The sequence below is a fragment of the Sphaerimonospora cavernae genome, from assembly GCF_042435035.1.
GTDB classification, from domain to species: Bacteria; Actinomycetota; Actinomycetes; order Streptosporangiales; family Streptosporangiaceae; genus Sphaerimonospora; species Sphaerimonospora cavernae.
The window spans coordinates 84385-103230 of record NZ_JBHMQT010000054.1; the positions used below are offsets into that span (position 1 = coordinate 84385).

Sequence of the window (18846 nt, forward strand, 5' to 3'; positions counted from 1 at the left end):
CAGCAGCCCGAGATGGCGAGGACGGAAGCAACAGTCTGTGTGATCCGGAACATCCTCGGAATGACTTTGCTCTGGTCGAGGGCATCCGGGAGATCACCTGCAGGTCCGCGCATTATCGGGCAAAGAAAAGGCGATCCACTTCTAATCCCGACGGTCGGGGGTTCGAATCCTGCAGGGCGCGCTCATACCGATGTCGGCAGCGGGCCGCCGTTCCAGGTCATGGCGTCGCTGAAGGCAGTGATAAGGTCCGCCTCGCCGCCTGACGCGTCGGCGTAGGCACGGTGGATGTTGAGCACCAGGCGCTCGGCATCCACCCAGTCAGCGAACTCCCCCAGGTCGGTGTCCCGCGCGACGGCCAGCGGCGTGAGCCCGTTCTCACGCCCCTTTCGAGCGGTTTCGAGCACGAAGCGGTAGTAACGCTCGTGGGCGGCGAGGATCTCCGGCAGCTCGCTCGCGCCCGCGAGCGGCCCGTGTCCCGGCACGATGTACTCGGGTTCGAAGCCCGCCAGCCAGTCCAGCGAACGCAACGCCCCTTCCAGCGACCCCATCAGCACCATCGGCGTGAGCCCATTGAAAAGCAGATCGCCGGCGAACAGCACGCGCTCGTCGGGAAGCCACGCCACGACGTCCCCGGCGGTGTGCGCAGCATGGCCGGGGTGCCGAAGCTCGACCCGGCGCCTGCCCAGATAGAGCGTCAGCTCGGATCGGAACACCGCGGACGGGGGACGGCGCGTCACGTTTCCCCAGTTGGGTACTGGCGTCCAGAACGGCGGACATCCGTCGATGACGTCATCGGCCAGCAGCGCGTTCCGCATCGCCTCGTGTCCGAAAATCATTGTCTGGTCCGGCAGCAGACAGTTGCCGTAGGAGTGATCCCCATGCTGGTGGGTGTTCACCGCCGTCCGCACGGGAGCTCCGCCGGTCACCTCGGCGACCGCTTCGAGGAAGCGGCGGGTACGCTGCTTGGTCGCGCACGTGTCGACGATCAGGACGCCGTCATCGCCCACCACGGCTCCGGCGTTGTTCAGCCACCAGGTGCCGTCCTGCTGTACCCAGGCGAAGATCCCTTGGCCTACCTCGTGCAGTCTCGCCGCATCGGCTTGCTTCACCACAACCACAACTCCATTCGCACAGTCCGGGCCCCAGTAGATGATCTCCCTTCTCATACGAAGACCGGCTCCAACGCCTGTGCCGAGGGATATGTATGCGCCGTCCGGGATGACGTCGAAGATCTCACGAGACCGATTCGTTCTCCATGCGGCAGCGCCGCCCGCTGACAGAGTGCGCGTCATCGGCATTGGATTGCTCTGTCATCGATCCTCCAGGACCTGCGAGGTCAACCGACCCAGATGATGTCCACCACACGCACCACGTAGGCCGAGCCAACCGGCACATAGGTGACAAAGCCCCGCCCCTGCCCGAAGTCCGCCCGCCGAACCATCGGGTCGTCGGTGCTCATGGTGGTCAGCGGATCGTACGGATCGTCACACACCACGGCCATGCCCTTGGCCAGGGCGTCCAAGGCTTCCTCGGGGAACCCGCCGAGCTGGGACAGCGCTCGCTCGGACAGGTCAGGTCTCCACGTCACGATGCGCGACGAGCACGCTCGTCGGCCAGGGCATCCTCAAGCTGTGTGTACCGTCCCACGCCGGCTTTGGCGGCCCTGATCGCCTCGTAGTAGCCGGGCTGGTTCGCGGCCACGACCACAAGGTGCCAGCGGCGTAGCAGCAGCCGCAGCGCCGGGTACTGGGCGACGTCATCGCGGGCGGCCTCAACCGCGGCCTGGTACTGGCGGAGGAACTCGCCACGCTCCCGTTCCGGTAGTCCCCGCAGGATCGCCTTGGGATCCTCGGGCTCTTCCATGTGAACGGGTTGGGCGCTCATGAGGGCATTGTATGCAGGGCGCTCAGAGCCTCCCGCCCATCCACCGTGATTGGCATCGAGATCTCCCTCGCCGTTGTCTCTGGTGCGCGCCCTGTCGGTACGACGGGCTGGCTCCTCCCATCACCTGGCACGCTGGAACGTCCGGTCGCCGGAAGATGCTCGTGTGGCCGAGGGAGTAGCGGCCCGGCTGCGGATACACGGACAGCCCGTGCGGCTTGGTGCCAACGGGGATGTTGCGTCACTCCCGACGAGCACCGAAACGTCACGCCACCTGAGCACCTCACGGTCCGAAATTCTCGACGGTGGGAGACACGGCCTGGCGCGCCACCCGGTAGCGGAGGTAGATGACTCTTGAGCTGAAGGTGCGGGTCTCTACGAGTTCGAGATCCACCCGGCGCTCGCGCTGGGGAAAGAATGGAATGCCACCGCCAAGCAGCACCGGGTAGACCCTGGCCCGGTACTCGTCGATCAGACCCAACGCGGCGGCCTCGGCGGCGAGAGTCGCGCCGCCAATCGCGATGTCGCCCTCCCCCGGCTCGGCTCGCAACCGCTCGACCTCCTCCGCCAGGCCGCCGGACGCCAGACGGGCATTGCCCTGCACCGCCGACAGCGTGGTGGAGAACACCACCTTCGGGAGCGCCTTCCAGATCGCGGCGAATTCGAGTGTTGAGTAGTCGAGCGACGGGTTCTGGTCGGTGGTCTCCCAGTACAGCATGGTCTCGTACAGCCGTCGTCCCAGCAGATGGACGCCGACCCTGCGTACCTCGTCGGTGGCGAGGTTGAAGACCTCCTCGTCGGGTGCCGTCCAGTCGAAGGAACCGTCCGGCCCGATGACGTAGCCGTCCAGTGACACGGCCATCGAGTAGGTCACGCTGCGCATCAGAAGTCCTCCTCGGTAACTGGTTCGACAGTACGACCGCCGGATTCCGCGGGACTCATCACGGCTCGCGGAATCCCCTCAGTCCTGCTCGGTGCGGGCGCGGCGTACGTGTACGTCTGCGTCGCTGAAGTCATGGCCGGGACAATAGATCGCCCCGCCGACAAACCGGCGCGGCAGATGCCGAGGAGACGAAAGACCCTGTGAACATCCACACCCCCGGGCAACGGAATAACCTGGTGCGGCTCATCGCCCTGCTGGGTTAGCATCCCGTTCATGTTCCGCCACGCTCTCCTGACGACGCCCGCCACCGCGGGCGCGTTCGAGCGTGCCTTCGACGGCCTGGAGCGCTGACCTCTTCCCGTACGTCCTGATGTGACCCGGCGGGGAGAGGTTGACCGCCCCGGCGACGGGTCACAAGACCTCAGGCTTTCGGAGAAGGAATCATGGCCAAGCAGGCCTATGTACGGAACAAGCCACATCTCAACATCGGCACGATGGGTCACGTCGACCATGGCAAGACCACGCTGACCGCCGCGATCACCAAGGTGCTCGCCGAGCGGGGCGGCGCGACGTACACACCGTTCGAGAGGATCGACCGTACGCCCGAGGAGGCGCAGCGGGGCATCACGATCAACATCTCGCACGTCGAGTACGAGACGGCCACCCGCCACTACGCGCACGTGGACATGCCCGGCCACGCCGACTACGTAAAGAACATGATCACAGGTGCGGCGCAACTCGACGGGGCCATTCTGGTGGTCTCCGCGCAGGACGGCATCATGCCGCAGACCCGCGAGCATGTGCTGCTCGCCAAGCGGGTCGGGGTCGAGCACCTGGTCGTCGCACTGAACAAGGCGGACGGCGCCGACCCCGAGCTGGCCGACCTGGTTGAACTGGAGCTCGCGGAGCTGCTCGCCGAGCACGGCTACCACGACATGCCCATGGTCAGGGTCTCCGGGCTGCGGGCGCTGGCGGGCGACCCCGAATGGACGGCGTCCATCGAGGCGCTGCTCCAGGCGGTGGACGAGCACATCCCGATCCCGGTCCGTTACGTCGACGCGCCGTTCCTCATGCCGGTCGAGAACGTGCTCACCGTCACCGGGCGCGGCACCGTCGTCACCGGCGCGATCGAGCGCGGTACGGTCAAGATCGGCGACACGGTTGAGGTCGTCGGTCTCGGCGAAGGCTTCACCGCGGTGGCAACCGGGGTCGAAACCTTCGGCAGGACCATGGACCGGGGCGAGGCCGGCGACAATGCCGCGGTGCTGTTGCGCGGCGTACGGCGCGAGCAGGTACGTCGGGGCCAGGTGCTGGCCGCGCCCGGCTCGCAGAGCGCCCATCGGCGCCTCACCGCCAGGATCTATCTCCTCACAGAGGCCGAGGGAGGGCGGCGCAGGCCCATCGCCGGCGGCTACCGGCCACAGTTCTACTTCCGCACCACCGACGTACCCGGCCAGATCGTCATGGATGAGCCCGCCGAGCCGGGAGACACCGTTGAGGCGGTCGTGGAGCTGGGCAAGGCGGTGGCTCTCGAGCCCGGCCTGGGCTTCGCCATCCGCGAAGGCGGACTGACGGTCGGCGCGGGGACGGTGCTGACCGTCCTCGGCTAGCGCCGGCGTAGGCGGGGTTCTCGGTGTCGCGGTTACCCGTGCTGCGGTTACCGCCACCGAGGGTCCCGGCCTCGGATCAGGGCAGCGCGCGGTTGACGGCGGCGACGTAGCGGTGGAAGGCCTCGGTGCGTTTGGCCGGGTTCTCGATCCAGGCGCGGCCCAGCTTCCCCCCGGCGAAGAACCGCTCTCGCTGTCCGCGGCTGATCTCCAGTTGGACTCCCATGCCTCTGCGGTTCTTGTTCACGATGTTGCGCGGGCTCACCCCTGCGACCTCGGCGGGCACCGAGGTCGCGACGGTGAACCCCGCCGCACGCAGTTCGGCACTGACCGTACGGACAAGTCTCCTGTCGCGTCCGCCGACGTACGTCGTCACCTCGGCGCCTGTGGTGGCGTGCCAGGAGACGGTGTAGTCGACCGTTCCTACCAGCTTGACGGCCCTGGGCTCGTCGAAGTGGGTGGCGGTGATGTGGAGCTCCTTGTTGCCGGACGGCTTGAGTCCCTCGAAGGAGTAGAAGGCGTACCTGCTCGCCGCGGCCGCGTCGGCCAACTGTGTGGTGGGCGGCTCGATCGCTCCGCCGTGGATGGCGATGTGCGCCACTCGCGCCCCACGTGGAAATCGCTGTACGCGACGGTAGTCCTTCCCTTCGTCCTGGTGGGCCGCGAGCTCCCCGAAGTCGGGATATGTATCGGCCGGGGTGGCTTGGGCGCTGTCGCAGGACGTGAAAACGAGTACGTTCGCCGCGACGACGAGCAGTGCTTTCTTCATGAGGCAGGCTCCCTCCCTTTCGCCGCCGCCTATGATCGGCGGAATGACCGTCCCCGCCGTACGGGCCAGCGCCCGCGTTCTGCTGGTCGACCGCGACGACCGGCTTCTGCTGTTCCGTTTCCGCGCCTCCGACGATCTGTCCGCCTCCCACTTCTGGGTCACGCCCGGCGGCGGTGTCGACGACGGAGAGACCCTCTCCCAGGCCGCGGTACGCGAGCTGTTCGAGGAGACCGGTCACATCCTGGCTCCGCAGCGGCTGGGTCCGGTGGTGGCCGTCTCCTCCGGTCCTGCCCGATTCGGCGAGCTCACCCTGGACGCCGCCGATTCGTTCTTCTTCACCCGTGTCGACCGTCTGCCCTTGGCCCCTTCCACCCAGGAGGCCCACGAACGCGAGGCGATCGCCGCACACCGCTGGTGGACCGTCCACGAGCTTCAGACCACCTCCGACCTCGTCTTCCCCGTCGGCATCGGCGCGCTTCTGCCCCGGCTGCTCGCCGGAGACCTCCCCGCCGAACCGGTGATCCTGCCCTGGCGCCCGGCCTCCTCCCATTAAGCCCTTGGGGACCCTGTGGAATTGCGCGGGTTCTGATCTTCAGGCCACTATGACCAGGCCGGGAACGCGGGACGGGAGCGCGGAAAGTGCGTCGTGAGGAACTGCCGGAGAACATCGGCGAGTACCGTCCCCAGTCGCATCTCGCGACCGGCGGCATGGGCCGGGTCTTCCTCGCCCTCGATCCCGAGGGGCGGACCGTCGCGGTCAAGCAGCTCCATCCCGGCATCGCCCATGAGAGCGACATGCGGGAACGGCTCAGGCGCGAGGTCGAGGTGATGCGGAAGATCCGCAGTGCCCGGGTCGCCGAACTGGTCGACGCCGATCTGGAGGCCGACCCGCCGTACATCGTCACCCGCTACGTACAGGGCCGTACGCTCCGCGACCACGTCGAGGCGGAGGGCCCGCTCGGCGGGGACGCCCTGCTGCGGATGGCGTACGGCGTCGCCGAGGCCCTGGTGGCGATCCACGACGCCGGTCACGTCCATCGCGACCTCAAGCCGTCCAACGTCATGGTGGTCGGCGGTGAACCGGTGGTCATCGACTTCGGGATCGCCCAGGAACAGGACGCGACCCGGCTCACCCATGACGGCGGAGCGATCGGCACGGTCGGCTACGTCCCACCCGAGGTGCTGGAGGGGGCGGTGGCCGGCCCGCCCGCCGACGTCTTCGCCTGGGGGGCGACGGTCGCGTACGCGGCGACCGGAAGGCCGGCCTTCGGCACCGGTGGCATGCAGGCGGTCGCGCTCCGCGCCTACCGGGGCGCGGCGGATCTGGACGGCGTCCCCGGTGAGTTCCGCCCGCTCCTGACCGCGGCGCTCGCACCACGGGCGGAGGTCCGCCCCGGCGCCCGCACCCTCATGCGTGCCCTGGCGGGCCGGCCCGCCGACTTCGCGATGGACCCGGCCGCCGTCCGGCCCGTCCCGGCACCCGGGTACGGCACCGCCGCCGGACCCGACATCGCCGGACCCGGCATCGCCGGACCCGACACCGAGCCGGTACGCCCCGGGAGGAGACGGGCGCTGGCCATGGGTGCGAGCGTGACCGCCGCGGCCGTACTCGTCACCGGAGCACTGCTCGTCCGGCAACTCGGCGAGAAGAGCGAACCACCGCGGTCCTCGCCTTCGCCCGTGGCCGCTCCGTCCCGGCCGTCCTATCAGGAGACCATCGACAATGGGCAGGCGGGAGAGCGGCTGATGGATTTCCTGGCGGCCAACGTGGGCAAGAAGGTCCTCGTCTTCGCCCCGCTCGATGCGGAGATCACCCCTTACGCCGGCGACGGCGAGGACTTCGACTCATTCGGCGAGAACGACAAGGCGCTGTTCACCTTCTGGCCGCGGTGCCGCGAAAAGCTGAACCCGGGTGAGCAGCCGACCTCCGCGAAATGCGTGGGCGTGCAGGTCACCATCCTGGGAGAGCAGCCGGCGCCGGTGGGCCTGCTGCATACCAACGGGTTCTATCGGGTCCAGGGGAATTTCGAGGTGTCGATGGTCGGGACCAACCAGGGCATCCATGCCTTCACGCTCAAGCCCACCGAGGCGGCCTGACGCGCTACGTACCGGAGGAGACGAGTGATCAAGGGAAACCCGCCGCGGTTCAGGACCGGACGGGCCTGGCGCTACTGGCCGGTGGCCGTTTCTGGCATTGCTTTGGTTCTCGCAGCCGGAGCCCATCTGGTTGACCGCGACGACCTGGAGAAAAACAGATCAGTCATCGCGCCGACCGGTGGTGGCGAGGCGTCGAGCATGACCGTCATCGATAAAGATCAGGTCATCTATGCCGAGACCTTCGATCAGACGGACAGTCCGGCGTGGCCACTGGTCGAGAAGCTTCGAAGCGCTACCCCTCAGAACGGCAGGTGAAGCCGCGGCAGCTGAGGCCACGCGAAATCCGTTCGCCTGAACGCGACGCCGGTGAAATACTCCACCAGCGTGACAGCAGACTCCGCCGCGATCCTGACCGTCGGTGACCGCGACCCCGAGTTGAGCGAGAAACTCGACGAGGCGCTGACCGCGTTCAACGAGGCCGCCACCGGCACGGCCCATGGCGACTCCTTCTCCGTCAAGGTCACCGACGATGACGGTGAGCTGGTCGGCGGATTGACCGCCTGGACCTGGGGCGGGCTCTGCGGCATTTCGCTGCTCTGGATCCGCGAGGACGGCCGCGGGCACGGATGGGGCAGCAAAATCCTCCACGCCGCCGAGGCGGAAGCCGTACGGCGAGGTTGTGACCGAATCGCCGTCTCGTCCTTCACCTTTCAGGCTCCCGGCTTCTACCAGCGGCACGGTTACGTTGAAACCGGCCGGATGCTCGGCATTCCCGGCGGCCACGAAGACGTGCACCTGTTCAAACGACTGGCCGTTTGAAGCCTCCGGCGGGGCGTTCCGACTTCGGGATGGCGCCCATCAGCGACGGTCCGACGTTCACCGGCCGACCACCGCCTTGGGCAGCGGTCAGCCGGTGAGCGCGTCGCCGGCCGTCTCAGCGACGCAGGGAGGCGAAGAGCGTCACCCATTGATCGGGATGGACGAACGCCACCACCTCGTCACGAGCGACGCCCGCCCGGTCGAATGCCGCGTCCACCCCGTCGTACCGCCGACTGAGCGAGGCGTACAGCGAGCCGCCGACGCCGGAGAACGTCGGTAGTTGTTCGCCTGGGGTCTCCTCGGCGTGATCTGGATCATCCGTCTGATCGTCGCATCATGGGCGAGTCGCCCGGTGCCGACAACGATCCGTTGGTTCCTGATTCCGCTGATCTTCGCGGTGGTCGTCCTCGCGATCAGGGCAGACGTTCCCTTCCGGGTACGGTTCGGACTGTCTCAGTCCAGCCTGGAACATGGGCTGGCCCGGTAGGCCGAAGACCCGCGGCCGGGCCGGCAGGCTCAGGCCGCGGGTGAGGTTCCGGACGGAGCACGGCGAGCAGCCGCCGGGTCAGGCGATGCTGCCGGACCAGTGGTTCGCCGCCGACTTGTAGACATCGTAGGTCTCGCCGTCGAAGTACGGCGAGACGCTGGTGTCGATCCGGTCGTTGCCGTCGGTGTCGGAGACGCCGCTGGTCACACCGTTGAGGTAGCCGAGCCGGCGGGCGCTCTTGTAGTTGAGCAGCCACGCCGAGCCTGAGGAGCCCTCACCGACTTGACTCGGGACCGCATGGGAGCTCCTTCGATGAAGCAGAGGGTGTGCGCGGTGAAGATAAGCCGCCCCGGTTGCAGCACACTTACAAGCCACCGACCCGCGCCCATGCCCACGGGCAGGGCTGGTGGCGGTTTGCCGGGCTTGTTATCGTCGGCCATGCCGGGTTGCGGGAACGCTCGGCGTGAAACTCGGGGCGGGACGCCCGGCGACGGCAGGACGGCAGGAAAACGTGGGCTTGATGGACCGCATCCGCGGTGAGTTCATCGACATCGTCGAGTGGACGGACGACAGCAGGGACACCATCGTCTGGCGCTTCCCGCGATATGAGAACGAAATCAAGATGGGCGCCCGGCTGGTGGTCCGGGAATCTCAGACGGCCGTCTTCGTCAACGAGGGCCGCATAGCCGATGTCTTCGTCCCGGGGACGTACGTCCTCGAGACGCAGAATCTGCCGATCCTGTCGACGTTGAAGGGCTGGAAGTACGGCTTCCACTCGCCGTTCAAGGCCGAGGTCTATTTCGTCAACACCCGCCAGTTCACCGACCTGAAATGGGGCACCCAGCACCCGATCACCCTCCGGGACCCGGAGTTCGGCATGGTGCGGCTTCGGGCGTTCGGCGGGTTCGCCGTGCAGATCGTCGATCCCGCCGGGCTGCTGCGCGAGCTGGCGGGGACCGACCCGCGGTTCCGGACCGAGGAGGTGCGGGAGTACCTGCGGCAGATGATCGTGGGCCGGCTGGCGAACGCGCTGGCCACGGCGAACATCCCCGTGCTCGACCTGGCGACCCATCAGGACGCGCTGGGCACCCGGTTGGCGGGCGTCCTCACCCACGAACTGACCCCGGTCGGCGTCTCGGTGCCCACGTTCATCATCGAGAACATCTCCCTGCCGCCGGAGGTCGAGGCGGCGATCGACACGCGTACCCGGATGGCGATCGCCGGCGATCTCGACCAGTACACCCGGTTCCAGACCGCGAACGCGATCGGCGACGCCGCCCGCAACTCCGGCGGCGCGGGCGAGGGAATCGGCCTGGGCATGGGGATGGCCATCGGCCGGCAGTTGGCTGACGGTCTCGCCCCGCAGCCCCGACCGGCGCATGCCGCCCCGGCCGCCCCGGCCGGCGGGCCGCCGCCGCTCCCGGCGCAGCAGCAGACGCAGTGGTACGTCGCCGTCAACGACACACAGCATGGGCCGTACGAACCCTCGGCGCTGCCGGGTCTCGTGGGCACGGGCGTGCTGACCCGCGCGAGCCTGGTCTGGCGGGCGGGCATGTCCGCCTGGCTCCCGGCCGGCCAGGTCCCCGAACTGACCCAGGCGCTGGCCAGCGTCCCGCCGCCGCTGCCCCCGCAGGCGTAGGAGACGCCACCCGGGCGGGACGAGCGCCGCGCATCGCTTCCCCCGGCAGTTCCCCGGGTTCCCCCGCGATTTCCCCCAATTCCCGCTGTGCACCTCCGGAGTATCGACCGTGTCCGATCCGAACATCGCCGGCGCGGCGCCCGCCCGCTCCTATCCCTGCCAGGCGTGCGGCGCCACCCTCGAGTACGCCCCCGGCACGCGGGTGATGCGCTGCCCGTACTGTCAGCACGAGCAGCCGATCGCCCACGCCGGGCGGGAGGTGCGGGAGCACGACTACGCCGAGCTGGCCCAGTTGCCGATCAAGCCGCGCCAGATGGCCGGCACGCTGCATGTGTTCGTCTGCCCGGGCTGCCACGCACGCACCGAGAGCGACACACTGTCCGAGAAGTGCCAGTTCTGTGGCACGCCGCTGGTCGCCGAGGCGGGCGCCACCGAGCGAATCGTGCCCGAGGCGATGGTGCCGTTCGGCATCGACCGGAACGGCGCCCGTGACGCGCTGCGCAGGTGGACGTCCTCCCGCTGGTTCGCCCCCTCAAGCCTGAAGAAGGTGACCGAGGCGGAGACCTTCAAAGGGAGCTACCTGCCGTACTGGACCTACGACGCCGACACGGTCTCCGACTACACGGGCCAGCGGGGCGACTACTACTGGGAGACCGAGACCTACACGGTCACCGAGAACGGCCAGACCCGGACCGAGACCCGCCAGGTGCGCAAGACCCGCTGGCGGCACGCCTCCGGAACGGTCTCGCGATTCTTCGACGACGTGCTCGTCACCGGGACCAGCCGAGTGGCCGCCAGGCAGCTGGACAAACTCACCCCATGGCCGCTGGAACGGGTGATCCCGTACCAGGAGGAGTATCTGGCTGGTTTCCAGACCGTGCGTTACGACATCGAGCCGGAGAGCGGTCTCGAGCTGGCCAAGCAGAAGATGGCCGAGGTCATCGAGGACGACTGCCGCCATGACATCGGCGGGGACGAGCAGCGGGTCAGCTGGGTCGACACCCGGTATTTCGATCTCACCTTCAAGCTGGTGCTGCTCCCGGTGTGGTTCCTCACCTACCTGCACGGCGGCAAGACGTTGCAGGTGATGGTGAACGCGCACACCGGCGAGGTGATCGGGCAGCGGCCGTACAGCGCCGCGAAGATCACCGCTGCCGTGCTCGCGGCCCTGACCGTCATCGCGGTCATCGCCGTCATCATCTTCAAGGCCCAGGCCGGCGGGTGACCGCCACGTTTCAGGCCCCGCCACCTGCGACGTTCCGGACCGCGGTCTGACGGTCGAAGACGATCTCGCCGCCGAGCACGGTGAGGTCGATCGGCAGGGTGGGGATGTCATGGGGGTCGATCGCGCGCAGATCACCACCGAGGACACACAGGTCGGCGACCTTCCCCACCTCGATGCTGCCCTTCCAGGTCTCCGCGAAGTCCTGGCGGGCGGCGTTGATCGTGTAGGCGCGGATGGCGGTGGCCAGGTCGACGCACTGCTCGGGGCCGCTGGGCCGGCCGGTGGCCCGTGACTCGCGCAGCAGCATCGCGGCGACGCCCTGCCGCCAGTTGGGCTCGGTGATGGGGGCGTCGGAGCTGGCGCAGACCGCGAGCCCGGCCTCGGCGGCGGAGCGGACCGGCCACTGGTAGTCCGAGCGTTCCTTGCCGACGACCTCGTCCATCAGGTCGGCGATGGTCCACTTGATGGCCGGTTGCATGTTCACCGAATACCCGTGCTCGGCCAGCTTGGCGAGGGTCTCCTCGGCGGTGAAGTCCGCGTGGATCAGGTAGTGCCGGGCGTCCTGCCGGGGGTGCGCCCTGCTCGCGGCGATGAAGGCGTCGGTGACCGCGTCGATCGTCCGGTCTCCGGTGGCGTGCACGCCGACCTGGTAGCCGGCGGCGTGCGCGATGCGGACCATCTCGGTCAGTTCGGCCTGCTGCAGCGCGGCGTCGGCGCCGTGCACGCACAGGGAACCGTGGCCGCCGGCCGCGCCGTACGCCTCGTGCATCCAGGCGGTCTCGTTGGGCGGCACACCGTCCGCGAAGATTTTGACGCCGATCACCGCGAGCAGTTCCGGGTCGACGTCGGACGGGATGGCGGCGAGGTCGCGCAGTCCGGCGGTCACGTCGGCCGCCGAGCCTCCCATGGGGGCGGGCAGCAGCAGCACGCGGACCCGGGCGTCCAGCTCTCCGGCCCGGGCCAGCTCGACGTACGCCTCCAGCGACTCGGTGCTGAGCCCGCCGCCGAGAATCTCGACGCCGCCGGGGCCGAGGCCCGGCTCGGTGTAGCTGGTGATGCCCTCGGCGTGCAGCGCCGCCACCGCCGACCGGATGGCCTGCTTGCGCAGTTCCACGGTCGCGGGCGGGAGGTGCCGCTGAACCAGGGACATCGCACCCTCCCGGAGCAGGCCGGTGGGCTCTCCGGCCGCGTCGACGTCGATGACGCCGCCGGGAGGAGGTGAGGTGTCGCGGGTGATGCCGGCGATCTCCAGCGCCTTGGAGTTGACCCAGAGCATGTGTCCGGAGAAGTCGGTCAGACCGACCGGGTGATCTGGTGAGACGGCGTCCAGGTCCCGGCGGTGCGGGCGGCGGCCCGGGTCGGCGAGGCATTCGGCCAGGTAGCCGAGGTCCCAGCCGAGGCCGGTGATCCATTCACCGGCGGGGGTGGTCGCGGCGGCCTGCCGTACCGACTCGGCGATGTCCGCGATCGAGCGCACCACGGGGTGGCCCACGGCGAGGGCGAACGGCGGCCGGGTCAGGCCCCACGCGGCCGCGTGCAGGTGCGAGTCGTTGATGCCGGGCAGGAGGGTGCGGCCCGCGAGATCGATGACCCGCGTGTGCGGCCCGGCCAGCGCCTCGATCTCGGCGGTCTCCCCGACCGCGAGGATGCGCCCCTCGCGTACGGCCACCGCCTGCGCGACGGAGAATTCCGCGTCGACGGTCAGGACGTCGCCGTTGACGAAAAGCAGATCCGCGGGGTCGGTCATCGCCGTGAGTCTCCAGGTGTTCGGCGGGAAAGGTGCTGGTCCGGAGACGACTGTATGGGCCCAAACGACTCCGGTCAACGCCGACGATCGCCCTCAGCCTACGACTCACCGTGATTCGGCGGCATCGGTCGCGGGCATCGGTCGGCGGCTCAACGCGCGCCGTACGCGGGGACCATGTCTGCGCCACCATGCCCGCGCCCAGAGCACCTGGACCACGACGACGGCCAGGACCACGGCGACGGCGTCCAGCACGGCGAGCGGGTCCGGGGGGGAGAGAAGCCCGGCCACCGCACGGGAGAGCAGGGCCAGCGTCACCGGCAACGTCACCGTGAGGGCCACCCCCAGGCAGATCGCCGTACCCACCACCAGCAGCACGGTGTAGACCCGAAGATTGCGGCGCTCCCGGCTCGGCAGCCCGGCGAGCGGGTCGCGGGAGGGACGGCCGAGCATCCGCAGCGCCAGGTGCCGGAAGTACGCGGAGGCGTCGCCGTACATGTTGCGGCAACCCATCAGGTCCTGGAGCAGGAAGTAGACATCGGTCCGCATGAACACCAGGAACTGGGTGGCGAGCATGGTGAGCGAGGTCAGCACGATGAGCGACAGCGCCGGGTGAGGCCCCACGACGGCGGTCAGGATGAGCGCCGCAGAGCAGGCCGCCGCGTCCGTCGCCATGCCGGCGAGGTAGACCGTCAGGCGGATCCGCCGCTCCGCCAGCCACACGCCGGACACCTCGGTCTGGACGGCCAGAAACTGCAGCCGGGTGCCGAGCCGGATCCTGCCCGGCACGCCGACGGCTCTGGCGGTCGTCAGGTGGGCCAACTCGTGTAGGAAGATCAGCGTCCAGCCGACGGCGGCCTGCGAGACGAGGACGAGCGTGCCGCGCTCGCTCCACAGCAGATCGCGCCAGCCCGGCACGTTCTCCGGCCGCAGCGCGGCCACCGCGATCCCGGCCACGATCCCGGCCGCGATCACGAGGCCGACGGCCATGTGGAGCAGCGGATTCAGCGTCCACCGCACATGCCGGGCGTGCAGCCGGGAGAAGGACGGGGCCCGCGCCGGACCGCCGGGCACGGGTCGCCCTCCGGCGGTGTCCACCATGCCGAGTTCGCCGAGTGTCCGCACGAAGTCGTGGATGTCGAACTCGGCGCCGGTCTCGGCGTGCAGTCGCCGTTCGGCCTCCTCGACCGTGGCCCCCTCCAGGAGCAGCCGGATGGCCCGCATGCCCTCGTACGGCACGGCGACGAACTCGTCTCCGTCCACCCGGCCGACGATCCACTCCTGCCCGTCCTGCCGGAAGCCCAGTTCGCGCAGGCGCACGGTCGTTCCACGCACGGTCGTTCCACGCACGGTCGTTCCAACGGACACCGGGGACCCGGCCGGCGCCCGCCCGGGGTCATGGCTCACATCGGCCTCCAGATGTGCCCACTGTCCCCCCTGTGCTCAGGGGCGGAAGGTCCCGGTGTGTTGGGAGTAGTCGGGCAGAGGCTCTCGCATTCGAAGGGAGACCGACGGCGGCGGCAGCGGGACGACCTCCCGGTCGAAGTAGGGCAGCAGGTCCTCTCCCCGGTCGTACAGTTCCCGCACCGCGTCGAGGCAGGGAACGATCACGTCGGGATCGGTGACCCGCCGGCCTCCGATGTGGCCGCCGCCGTCGTCGTAGAGCACCTCATACAGGAGCGACGGGCCGAACACGACGAGTTCCGGCAGCGCCGCGATGTGCTCGAACTCCCGTACGGCCTCCGCGGCGAGCACCCGGGGACGTTCGCCCGCGGCCGCGCGGACCGCCAGGGCGTGCATCTCCCACTGCAGGTACGGCGTGAGCGGCCGCTCCACGATCCGGACTCGACAGAAATCAGGCCGGATACGGTAGAACTCGGTCAGAGTCGGCCCCATCTCCTGGAGCAGGGAGAGCGAGTCCTCCCATTCCCCGGCCATCATCGCGCGCCAGCTCGCCACATCCGGCTCGTAGAAATCCTGGGCCCGCTCGAGTTTCCACACCGTGGCGGTGGCGCGCTCCAAGTCGTCGGCGAACTCGGCCTGATAGGCGTCGACCGGCAGAATCCGCCCCTCGGCGTCCCGCACCCTTTCGAAGACGTTCAGAGAAAACTCCATTGCTCCCTCCACGCATTAGTTCCTCTGGTTCCGAGGCGCGGGTCCCGGCTTCGGCTCGCGGTGCGTCGGAGAGGACGCCGGAGAGCAGGACACCGGAGAGCGAGGCATGGAAACGGTGTTCCGCCTGCACGTACCGCCCCTCACCTGCGGCGTGCGGGCCTGCCGAGCGCGTCGCGCCCGCACGCCGCCGCTCCTCGCAGTCGAGTCAGTTGCCGGTGCTGTTGCTGTCCGTCGTCGTCTCGATCTTGTCGAGTCGACGAATTATGATCTTCATCTTCGCCGGCGGGGTCGCCGTTTCCACCCGCTCGCCCTTGCACTCGTGCTGACTCATCCGGTTCCTTCCTTGCAGGGGAGGGACAAGGAGGTTCTCGCGAGAACGCCTCCATGCTTGGCTGGTTTACCGCGCCAGTCAAGATCTATGGCGAATAGTCATGGGAGATCGAGTTCGGTGCGGCTCCCGCAGATCGGGCAGTCGGGGCGGGGCGGGTGCCGGACCCACACGTGATGGTCGGGGGCGACCAGGTTGACTCCCTGGATGGTGCCGACCGGCGGCATGGGAACCCCGGTGAGCAATCCGAGCACCGCGTGCGCGACGAGCTGGCCGGAAAGACCGGCCGACGTCGCGATCGCCCCCGGCCCGCCGAGGTCCACCGGGGTCTTGGGACGGCGTCTGGCCTCCTCCCCCGCGCTCAGGCACTCGTAGCACGTGCCCGCGCCCGGGGCGAACATCCCCACCGTGACCAGAGGACCGTTGTACCCTCCGCCCGCCCATGGAATGCCGGCCGCGGCGCATGCCCGGTTCGCCCAGACCCTGATGCGGTGCCCATCCGGCCGGTCGGCGCACAGCGCGAGCGCGTCACAGCCCGCGATCAGGTCGCCGAGGTCGTCGCGGCTGGAGATCCGAAGCCGCTCACCGGTGACGGTGATATCGGAGTTGACGGTCCGGAGCCGGGCGACGGCCACGTCCGCCTTGGGGCGTCCCACGTCGTCCTCGCAGTAGAGGATCTGACGGTTGAGGTTGGAGAGCTCGACCAGATCGGGGTCCACGCAGTGGATGGCGCCGACGCCGGCGGCCGCCAACGCCCACGCCGCGTGGCTGCCCGTGCCGCCCAGCCCCAGCACCACGACCCGCGCCGTTTTCAGCCGGAGCTGCGCCTCCCAGCCGTGGCCCCGGGGCGCGAGGTCGACGGCGCGGAAGAACGCGTGGTTCCTGCTGTAGCGGTCGAGCTCCCGCTCCTCCAGCTCGCCCGGCGGCGTCGCGGCCGCGTCCTCCACGTACCCCGACGCGACCAGTTGCTCGACGATCGACGCGGCGTCGGGCACCTTCGGGTGGGCGTCGCTCAGCCTCTCGGCGATCTGCCCGGCAGATCGGGTGCCGTCCATCAGTGACAGGGCCGTCCACACCCAGCCGTACGGATCCTCGATCTCGGCCGCGATCCCGTAGACCTCGCCTCCGATGCGGATGGTCCCGTCGTCGTATCGGTGGGGCCGGTGCTCAAGCTTCACGCGGGGAAGACGCACCAGTTGATCATGATTTGTCATGACTGAACAAGTCAAGACCGAGTTGAAAGGACGGGCGGCCCTCGGACGCGTCAGGGACTCGTCGCGTGCCGTCGCGATGACGGTGCCGAGTCCCAGCACTGTCCCGGCACGGAGACGGCCAGGTTCATGTTGCCTGCTGCGCGCCCCGGTCGGCGAACTGCTTCAGCCGACCCACGCGGACCTGGGAGAACCGGTCGCCGCGTCCGGCCGAGCCGGGATGGGGTGTGGACCTGCGTGAGGAGCTCACCAGGGCCGGGTCTTGTCGATTTCCTTGCCAAGGGCCGGGCACGGACGACCCGAATATCACCCTTTGTAGTTATATCGACGCGCTACGACGATCCCGAGCTGTCCGGATTCGACAGAGTTTGAACGTCCGCCGAAGTCATTGACCGGCACGGGTCCGGATTGCGAACGTCCACCCGTACCACCCATGCGCTTCCTGCCGACCGCACCGCCGGCGCGCCGACCGCACCCGGCCGCACTCGCGCAGGTCTCGCTCGATGTCCCGCCGCCCCCAGCGGTCACGGCGGTCCCCCCACATCGTCCGAACAAGCGAGGATGAACATGAGAGGTTCCCCCCGAAGACTCGGAAAACTCGGCAGGTTCGGCAGGCTCGCTCCGGTCGGCGTCGCCGCGGCGCTGGCCCTGCCCCTGGCCACCTCGATGACGGTCGGGCTTCCCGCCTCGGCGAGCGCACTGCCTGCCACGTCACTGCCTGTGACATCGCTGCCCGCCACGTCACAGGCGGTCGCGGCGAGTGTCGTACCGGACATTTCACTCAACAACGTCAAGGGGCATCTGCAGCAACTCCAGTCGATCGCGAACGCCAACGGCGGCAACCGCGCTCACGGCCGCTCCGGATTCAGGGCCTCGGTCGACTACGTCAAGGCGAAACTCGACGCGGCCGGCTTCACCACCACGGTGCAGTCGTTCAGCTACAACGGCGCCACCGGATACAACGTGATCGCCGACTGGCCCGGCGGCGACCCCAACGACGTGCTCATGATCGGCGCGCACCTGGACAGCGTGACGGCCGGCCCCGGCATCAACGACAACGGCTCCGGATCGGCCGGCATCCTCGAGGTGGCGCTGGAGGTGGCCCGCAGCGGCTTCACTCCGGGCAAGCATCTGCGGTTCGGCTGGTGGGGCGCCGAGGAGCTCGGCCTGCGCGGGTCGAACTACTACGTGACCAACCTGCCCAGCACCGAACGGTCGAAGATCAAGGCGTACTACAACTTCGACATGATCGGCTCGCCCAACCCGGGCTACTTCATATACGACGGCGACGACTCCGACCGCACCGGTTCCGGCCCCGGCCCGGCGGGCTCCGACTACCTGGAGCGGGTGCTCCAGGACTACTTCGCCTCGATCAACGTACCCACCCGCGGCACGGACTTCGACGGCCGCAGCGACTACGGGCCGTTCATCCGGTACGGCATCGCCGCCGGCGGCACCTTCACCGGCGCCGAGGGCCGCAAGACCAGCGCCGAGGCGCAGCTGTGGGGCGGCACGGCCGGTCAGGCGTACGACCGGTGCTATCACAGCTCCTGCGACACGATGTCGAACATCAACGACACCGCGCTGAACCGCAACGCCGACGCCATCGCCTACGCGGTGTGGACGGTGGCCGGCTCCGGCCGGCAGACCAACGACTTCTCGATGGCGGTGTCGCCCGCCACGGGCTCGACCAACCCCGGCAACTCGCTGACCACGACCGTGTCGACCACGGTGACCAGGGGCGGCGCCCAGACGGTCGCGCTGTCGGCCAGCGGCCTGCCCGGCGGAGCCACCGCCACGTTCGCCCCCGCCTCGGTCACCGCCGGCGGTTCCGCCACCATGTCCATCGGCACCACAGCCGCCACCCCCGCCGGCGCCTACCAGGTCACCATCACCGGCAGGGGCACCGACGCCACCCGGACGACGACCTTCGCCCTGACAGTCACCGGCACCGGCGGCGGCACCTGCCAGGGATATACGACCACCAAGACCGGCTCGCTGACGTCGGGGTCGAGCGCCTACCAGCCCGACGGCAGCTACT

At 69.0% G+C, this 18846-nt stretch carries 20 protein-coding genes; 9 read left to right on the forward strand and 11 right to left on the reverse strand.

Annotation, left to right across the window (positions count from 1 at the left end; all coding sequences use genetic code 11):
- Positions 1 to 182 precede the first annotated feature (182 nt).
- From ACFHYQ_RS23895 to ACFHYQ_RS23910, 4 genes are all read right to left on the reverse strand, one after another.
- Entirely contained in the window at positions 183 to 1109 is a 927-nt protein-coding gene (locus tag ACFHYQ_RS23895) for an MBL fold metallo-hydrolase (RefSeq protein WP_394303366.1), read from the reverse strand.
- A gap of 227 nt (positions 1110 to 1336) precedes the next feature.
- Positions 1337 to 1588, reverse strand: a complete 252-nt coding sequence (locus tag ACFHYQ_RS23900; RefSeq protein WP_394303367.1) for a hypothetical protein — start codon at positions 1586 to 1588, stop codon at positions 1337 to 1339.
- Positions 1585 to 1884, reverse strand: a complete 300-nt coding sequence (locus ACFHYQ_RS23905) for a DUF6247 family protein (RefSeq protein ID WP_204018669.1) — start codon at positions 1882 to 1884, stop codon at positions 1585 to 1587. The genes ACFHYQ_RS23900 and ACFHYQ_RS23905 overlap by 4 nt, the downstream gene beginning before the upstream one ends.
- Before the next feature lie 280 nt (positions 1885 to 2164).
- Positions 2165 to 2764 carry a dihydrofolate reductase family protein gene (locus ACFHYQ_RS23910; RefSeq protein WP_394303368.1) on the reverse strand — a complete coding sequence of 200 codons (600 nt, stop codon included), beginning with the start codon at positions 2762 to 2764 and terminating at the stop codon, positions 2165 to 2167.
- Positions 2765 to 3207: 443 nt separating this feature from the next.
- Between ACFHYQ_RS23910 and tuf the strand changes: the two genes are divergently transcribed.
- The gene (tuf, locus tag ACFHYQ_RS23915; RefSeq protein ID WP_394303369.1) at positions 3208 to 4374 is read left to right on the forward strand and encodes an elongation factor Tu; all 1167 of its coding nucleotides are present in this window, start codon (positions 3208 to 3210) and stop codon (positions 4372 to 4374) included.
- Positions 4375 to 4450: 76 nt separating this feature from the next.
- Here tuf and ACFHYQ_RS23920 read toward each other — a convergent pair whose 3' ends face one another.
- Complete coding sequence (locus tag ACFHYQ_RS23920; RefSeq protein WP_394303370.1) at positions 4451 to 5140, reverse strand: poly-gamma-glutamate hydrolase family protein; 690 nt, start codon at positions 5138 to 5140, stop codon at positions 4451 to 4453.
- 43 nt (positions 5141 to 5183) lie between these two features.
- Between ACFHYQ_RS23920 and ACFHYQ_RS23925 the strand changes: the two genes are divergently transcribed.
- The 5 genes from ACFHYQ_RS23925 to ACFHYQ_RS23945 all read left to right on the forward strand — a co-directional run bounded on the left by ACFHYQ_RS23925 (position 5184) and on the right by ACFHYQ_RS23945 (position 8543).
- A complete protein-coding gene (locus ACFHYQ_RS23925) occupies positions 5184 to 5693 on the forward strand; it encodes an NUDIX hydrolase (RefSeq protein WP_394303371.1) in 510 nt (169 codons plus the stop codon).
- Positions 5694 to 5779: 86 nt separating this feature from the next.
- A complete protein-coding gene (locus tag ACFHYQ_RS23930; protein ID WP_394303372.1) occupies positions 5780 to 7237 on the forward strand; it encodes a serine/threonine-protein kinase in 1458 nt (485 codons plus the stop codon).
- A gap of 24 nt (positions 7238 to 7261) precedes the next feature.
- Entirely contained in the window at positions 7262 to 7552 is a 291-nt protein-coding gene (locus ACFHYQ_RS23935) for a hypothetical protein (protein WP_394303373.1), read from the forward strand.
- A gap of 69 nt (positions 7553 to 7621) precedes the next feature.
- The gene (locus ACFHYQ_RS23940; RefSeq protein WP_394303374.1) at positions 7622 to 8056 is read left to right on the forward strand and encodes a GNAT family N-acetyltransferase; all 435 of its coding nucleotides are present in this window, start codon (positions 7622 to 7624) and stop codon (positions 8054 to 8056) included.
- Positions 8057 to 8336: 280 nt separating this feature from the next.
- Positions 8337 to 8543 (forward strand): hypothetical protein, encoded by a 207-nt coding sequence (locus ACFHYQ_RS23945; protein WP_394303375.1) that lies wholly within the window; start codon positions 8337 to 8339, stop codon positions 8541 to 8543.
- A 78-nt stretch (positions 8544 to 8621) separates the two neighbouring features.
- On the opposite strand, the gene ACFHYQ_RS23950 is transcribed toward ACFHYQ_RS23945, so the two are convergent.
- Complete coding sequence (locus tag ACFHYQ_RS23950; protein WP_394303376.1) at positions 8622 to 8750, reverse strand: hypothetical protein; 129 nt, start codon at positions 8748 to 8750, stop codon at positions 8622 to 8624.
- 313 nt (positions 8751 to 9063) lie between these two features.
- Here ACFHYQ_RS23950 and ACFHYQ_RS23955 point away from each other — a divergent pair, with 313 nt between their 5' ends.
- Together ACFHYQ_RS23955 and ACFHYQ_RS23960 are read left to right on the forward strand one after the other, a co-directional pair.
- The gene (locus ACFHYQ_RS23955; RefSeq protein ID WP_394303377.1) at positions 9064 to 10182 is read left to right on the forward strand and encodes an SPFH domain-containing protein; all 1119 of its coding nucleotides are present in this window, start codon (positions 9064 to 9066) and stop codon (positions 10180 to 10182) included.
- A gap of 109 nt (positions 10183 to 10291) precedes the next feature.
- The gene (locus ACFHYQ_RS23960; RefSeq protein ID WP_394303378.1) at positions 10292 to 11407 is read left to right on the forward strand and encodes a hypothetical protein; all 1116 of its coding nucleotides are present in this window, start codon (positions 10292 to 10294) and stop codon (positions 11405 to 11407) included.
- Positions 11408 to 11417: 10 nt separating this feature from the next.
- Here the strand turns inward: ACFHYQ_RS23960 and ACFHYQ_RS23965 are convergent, their stop codons facing one another.
- The 5 genes from ACFHYQ_RS23965 to ACFHYQ_RS23985 form a co-directional block, all read right to left on the reverse strand.
- Positions 11418 to 13154 (reverse strand): amidohydrolase, encoded by a 1737-nt coding sequence (locus ACFHYQ_RS23965; RefSeq protein WP_394303379.1) that lies wholly within the window; start codon positions 13152 to 13154, stop codon positions 11418 to 11420.
- Between the two features lie 105 nt (positions 13155 to 13259).
- Positions 13260 to 14486, reverse strand: a complete 1227-nt coding sequence (locus ACFHYQ_RS23970; RefSeq protein WP_394303380.1) for a hypothetical protein — start codon at positions 14484 to 14486, stop codon at positions 13260 to 13262.
- A gap of 108 nt (positions 14487 to 14594) precedes the next feature.
- The gene (locus ACFHYQ_RS23975; RefSeq protein WP_394303381.1) at positions 14595 to 15266 is read right to left on the reverse strand and encodes a DUF6879 family protein; all 672 of its coding nucleotides are present in this window, start codon (positions 15264 to 15266) and stop codon (positions 14595 to 14597) included.
- Positions 15267 to 15471: 205 nt separating this feature from the next.
- On the reverse strand, positions 15472 to 15597 hold the full coding sequence (locus ACFHYQ_RS23980; protein WP_394303382.1) for a hypothetical protein: 126 nt from the start codon (positions 15595 to 15597) through the stop codon (positions 15472 to 15474).
- Positions 15598 to 15695: 98 nt separating this feature from the next.
- Positions 15696 to 16787, reverse strand: a complete 1092-nt coding sequence (locus ACFHYQ_RS23985; protein WP_394303383.1) for a HesA/MoeB/ThiF family protein — start codon at positions 16785 to 16787, stop codon at positions 15696 to 15698.
- Positions 16788 to 17372: 585 nt separating this feature from the next.
- Here ACFHYQ_RS23985 and ACFHYQ_RS23990 point away from each other — a divergent pair.
- A partial coding sequence (locus ACFHYQ_RS23990) for a M28 family peptidase (RefSeq protein ID WP_394303384.1) occupies positions 17373 to 18846 on the forward strand: 1474 nt, incomplete at its 3' end.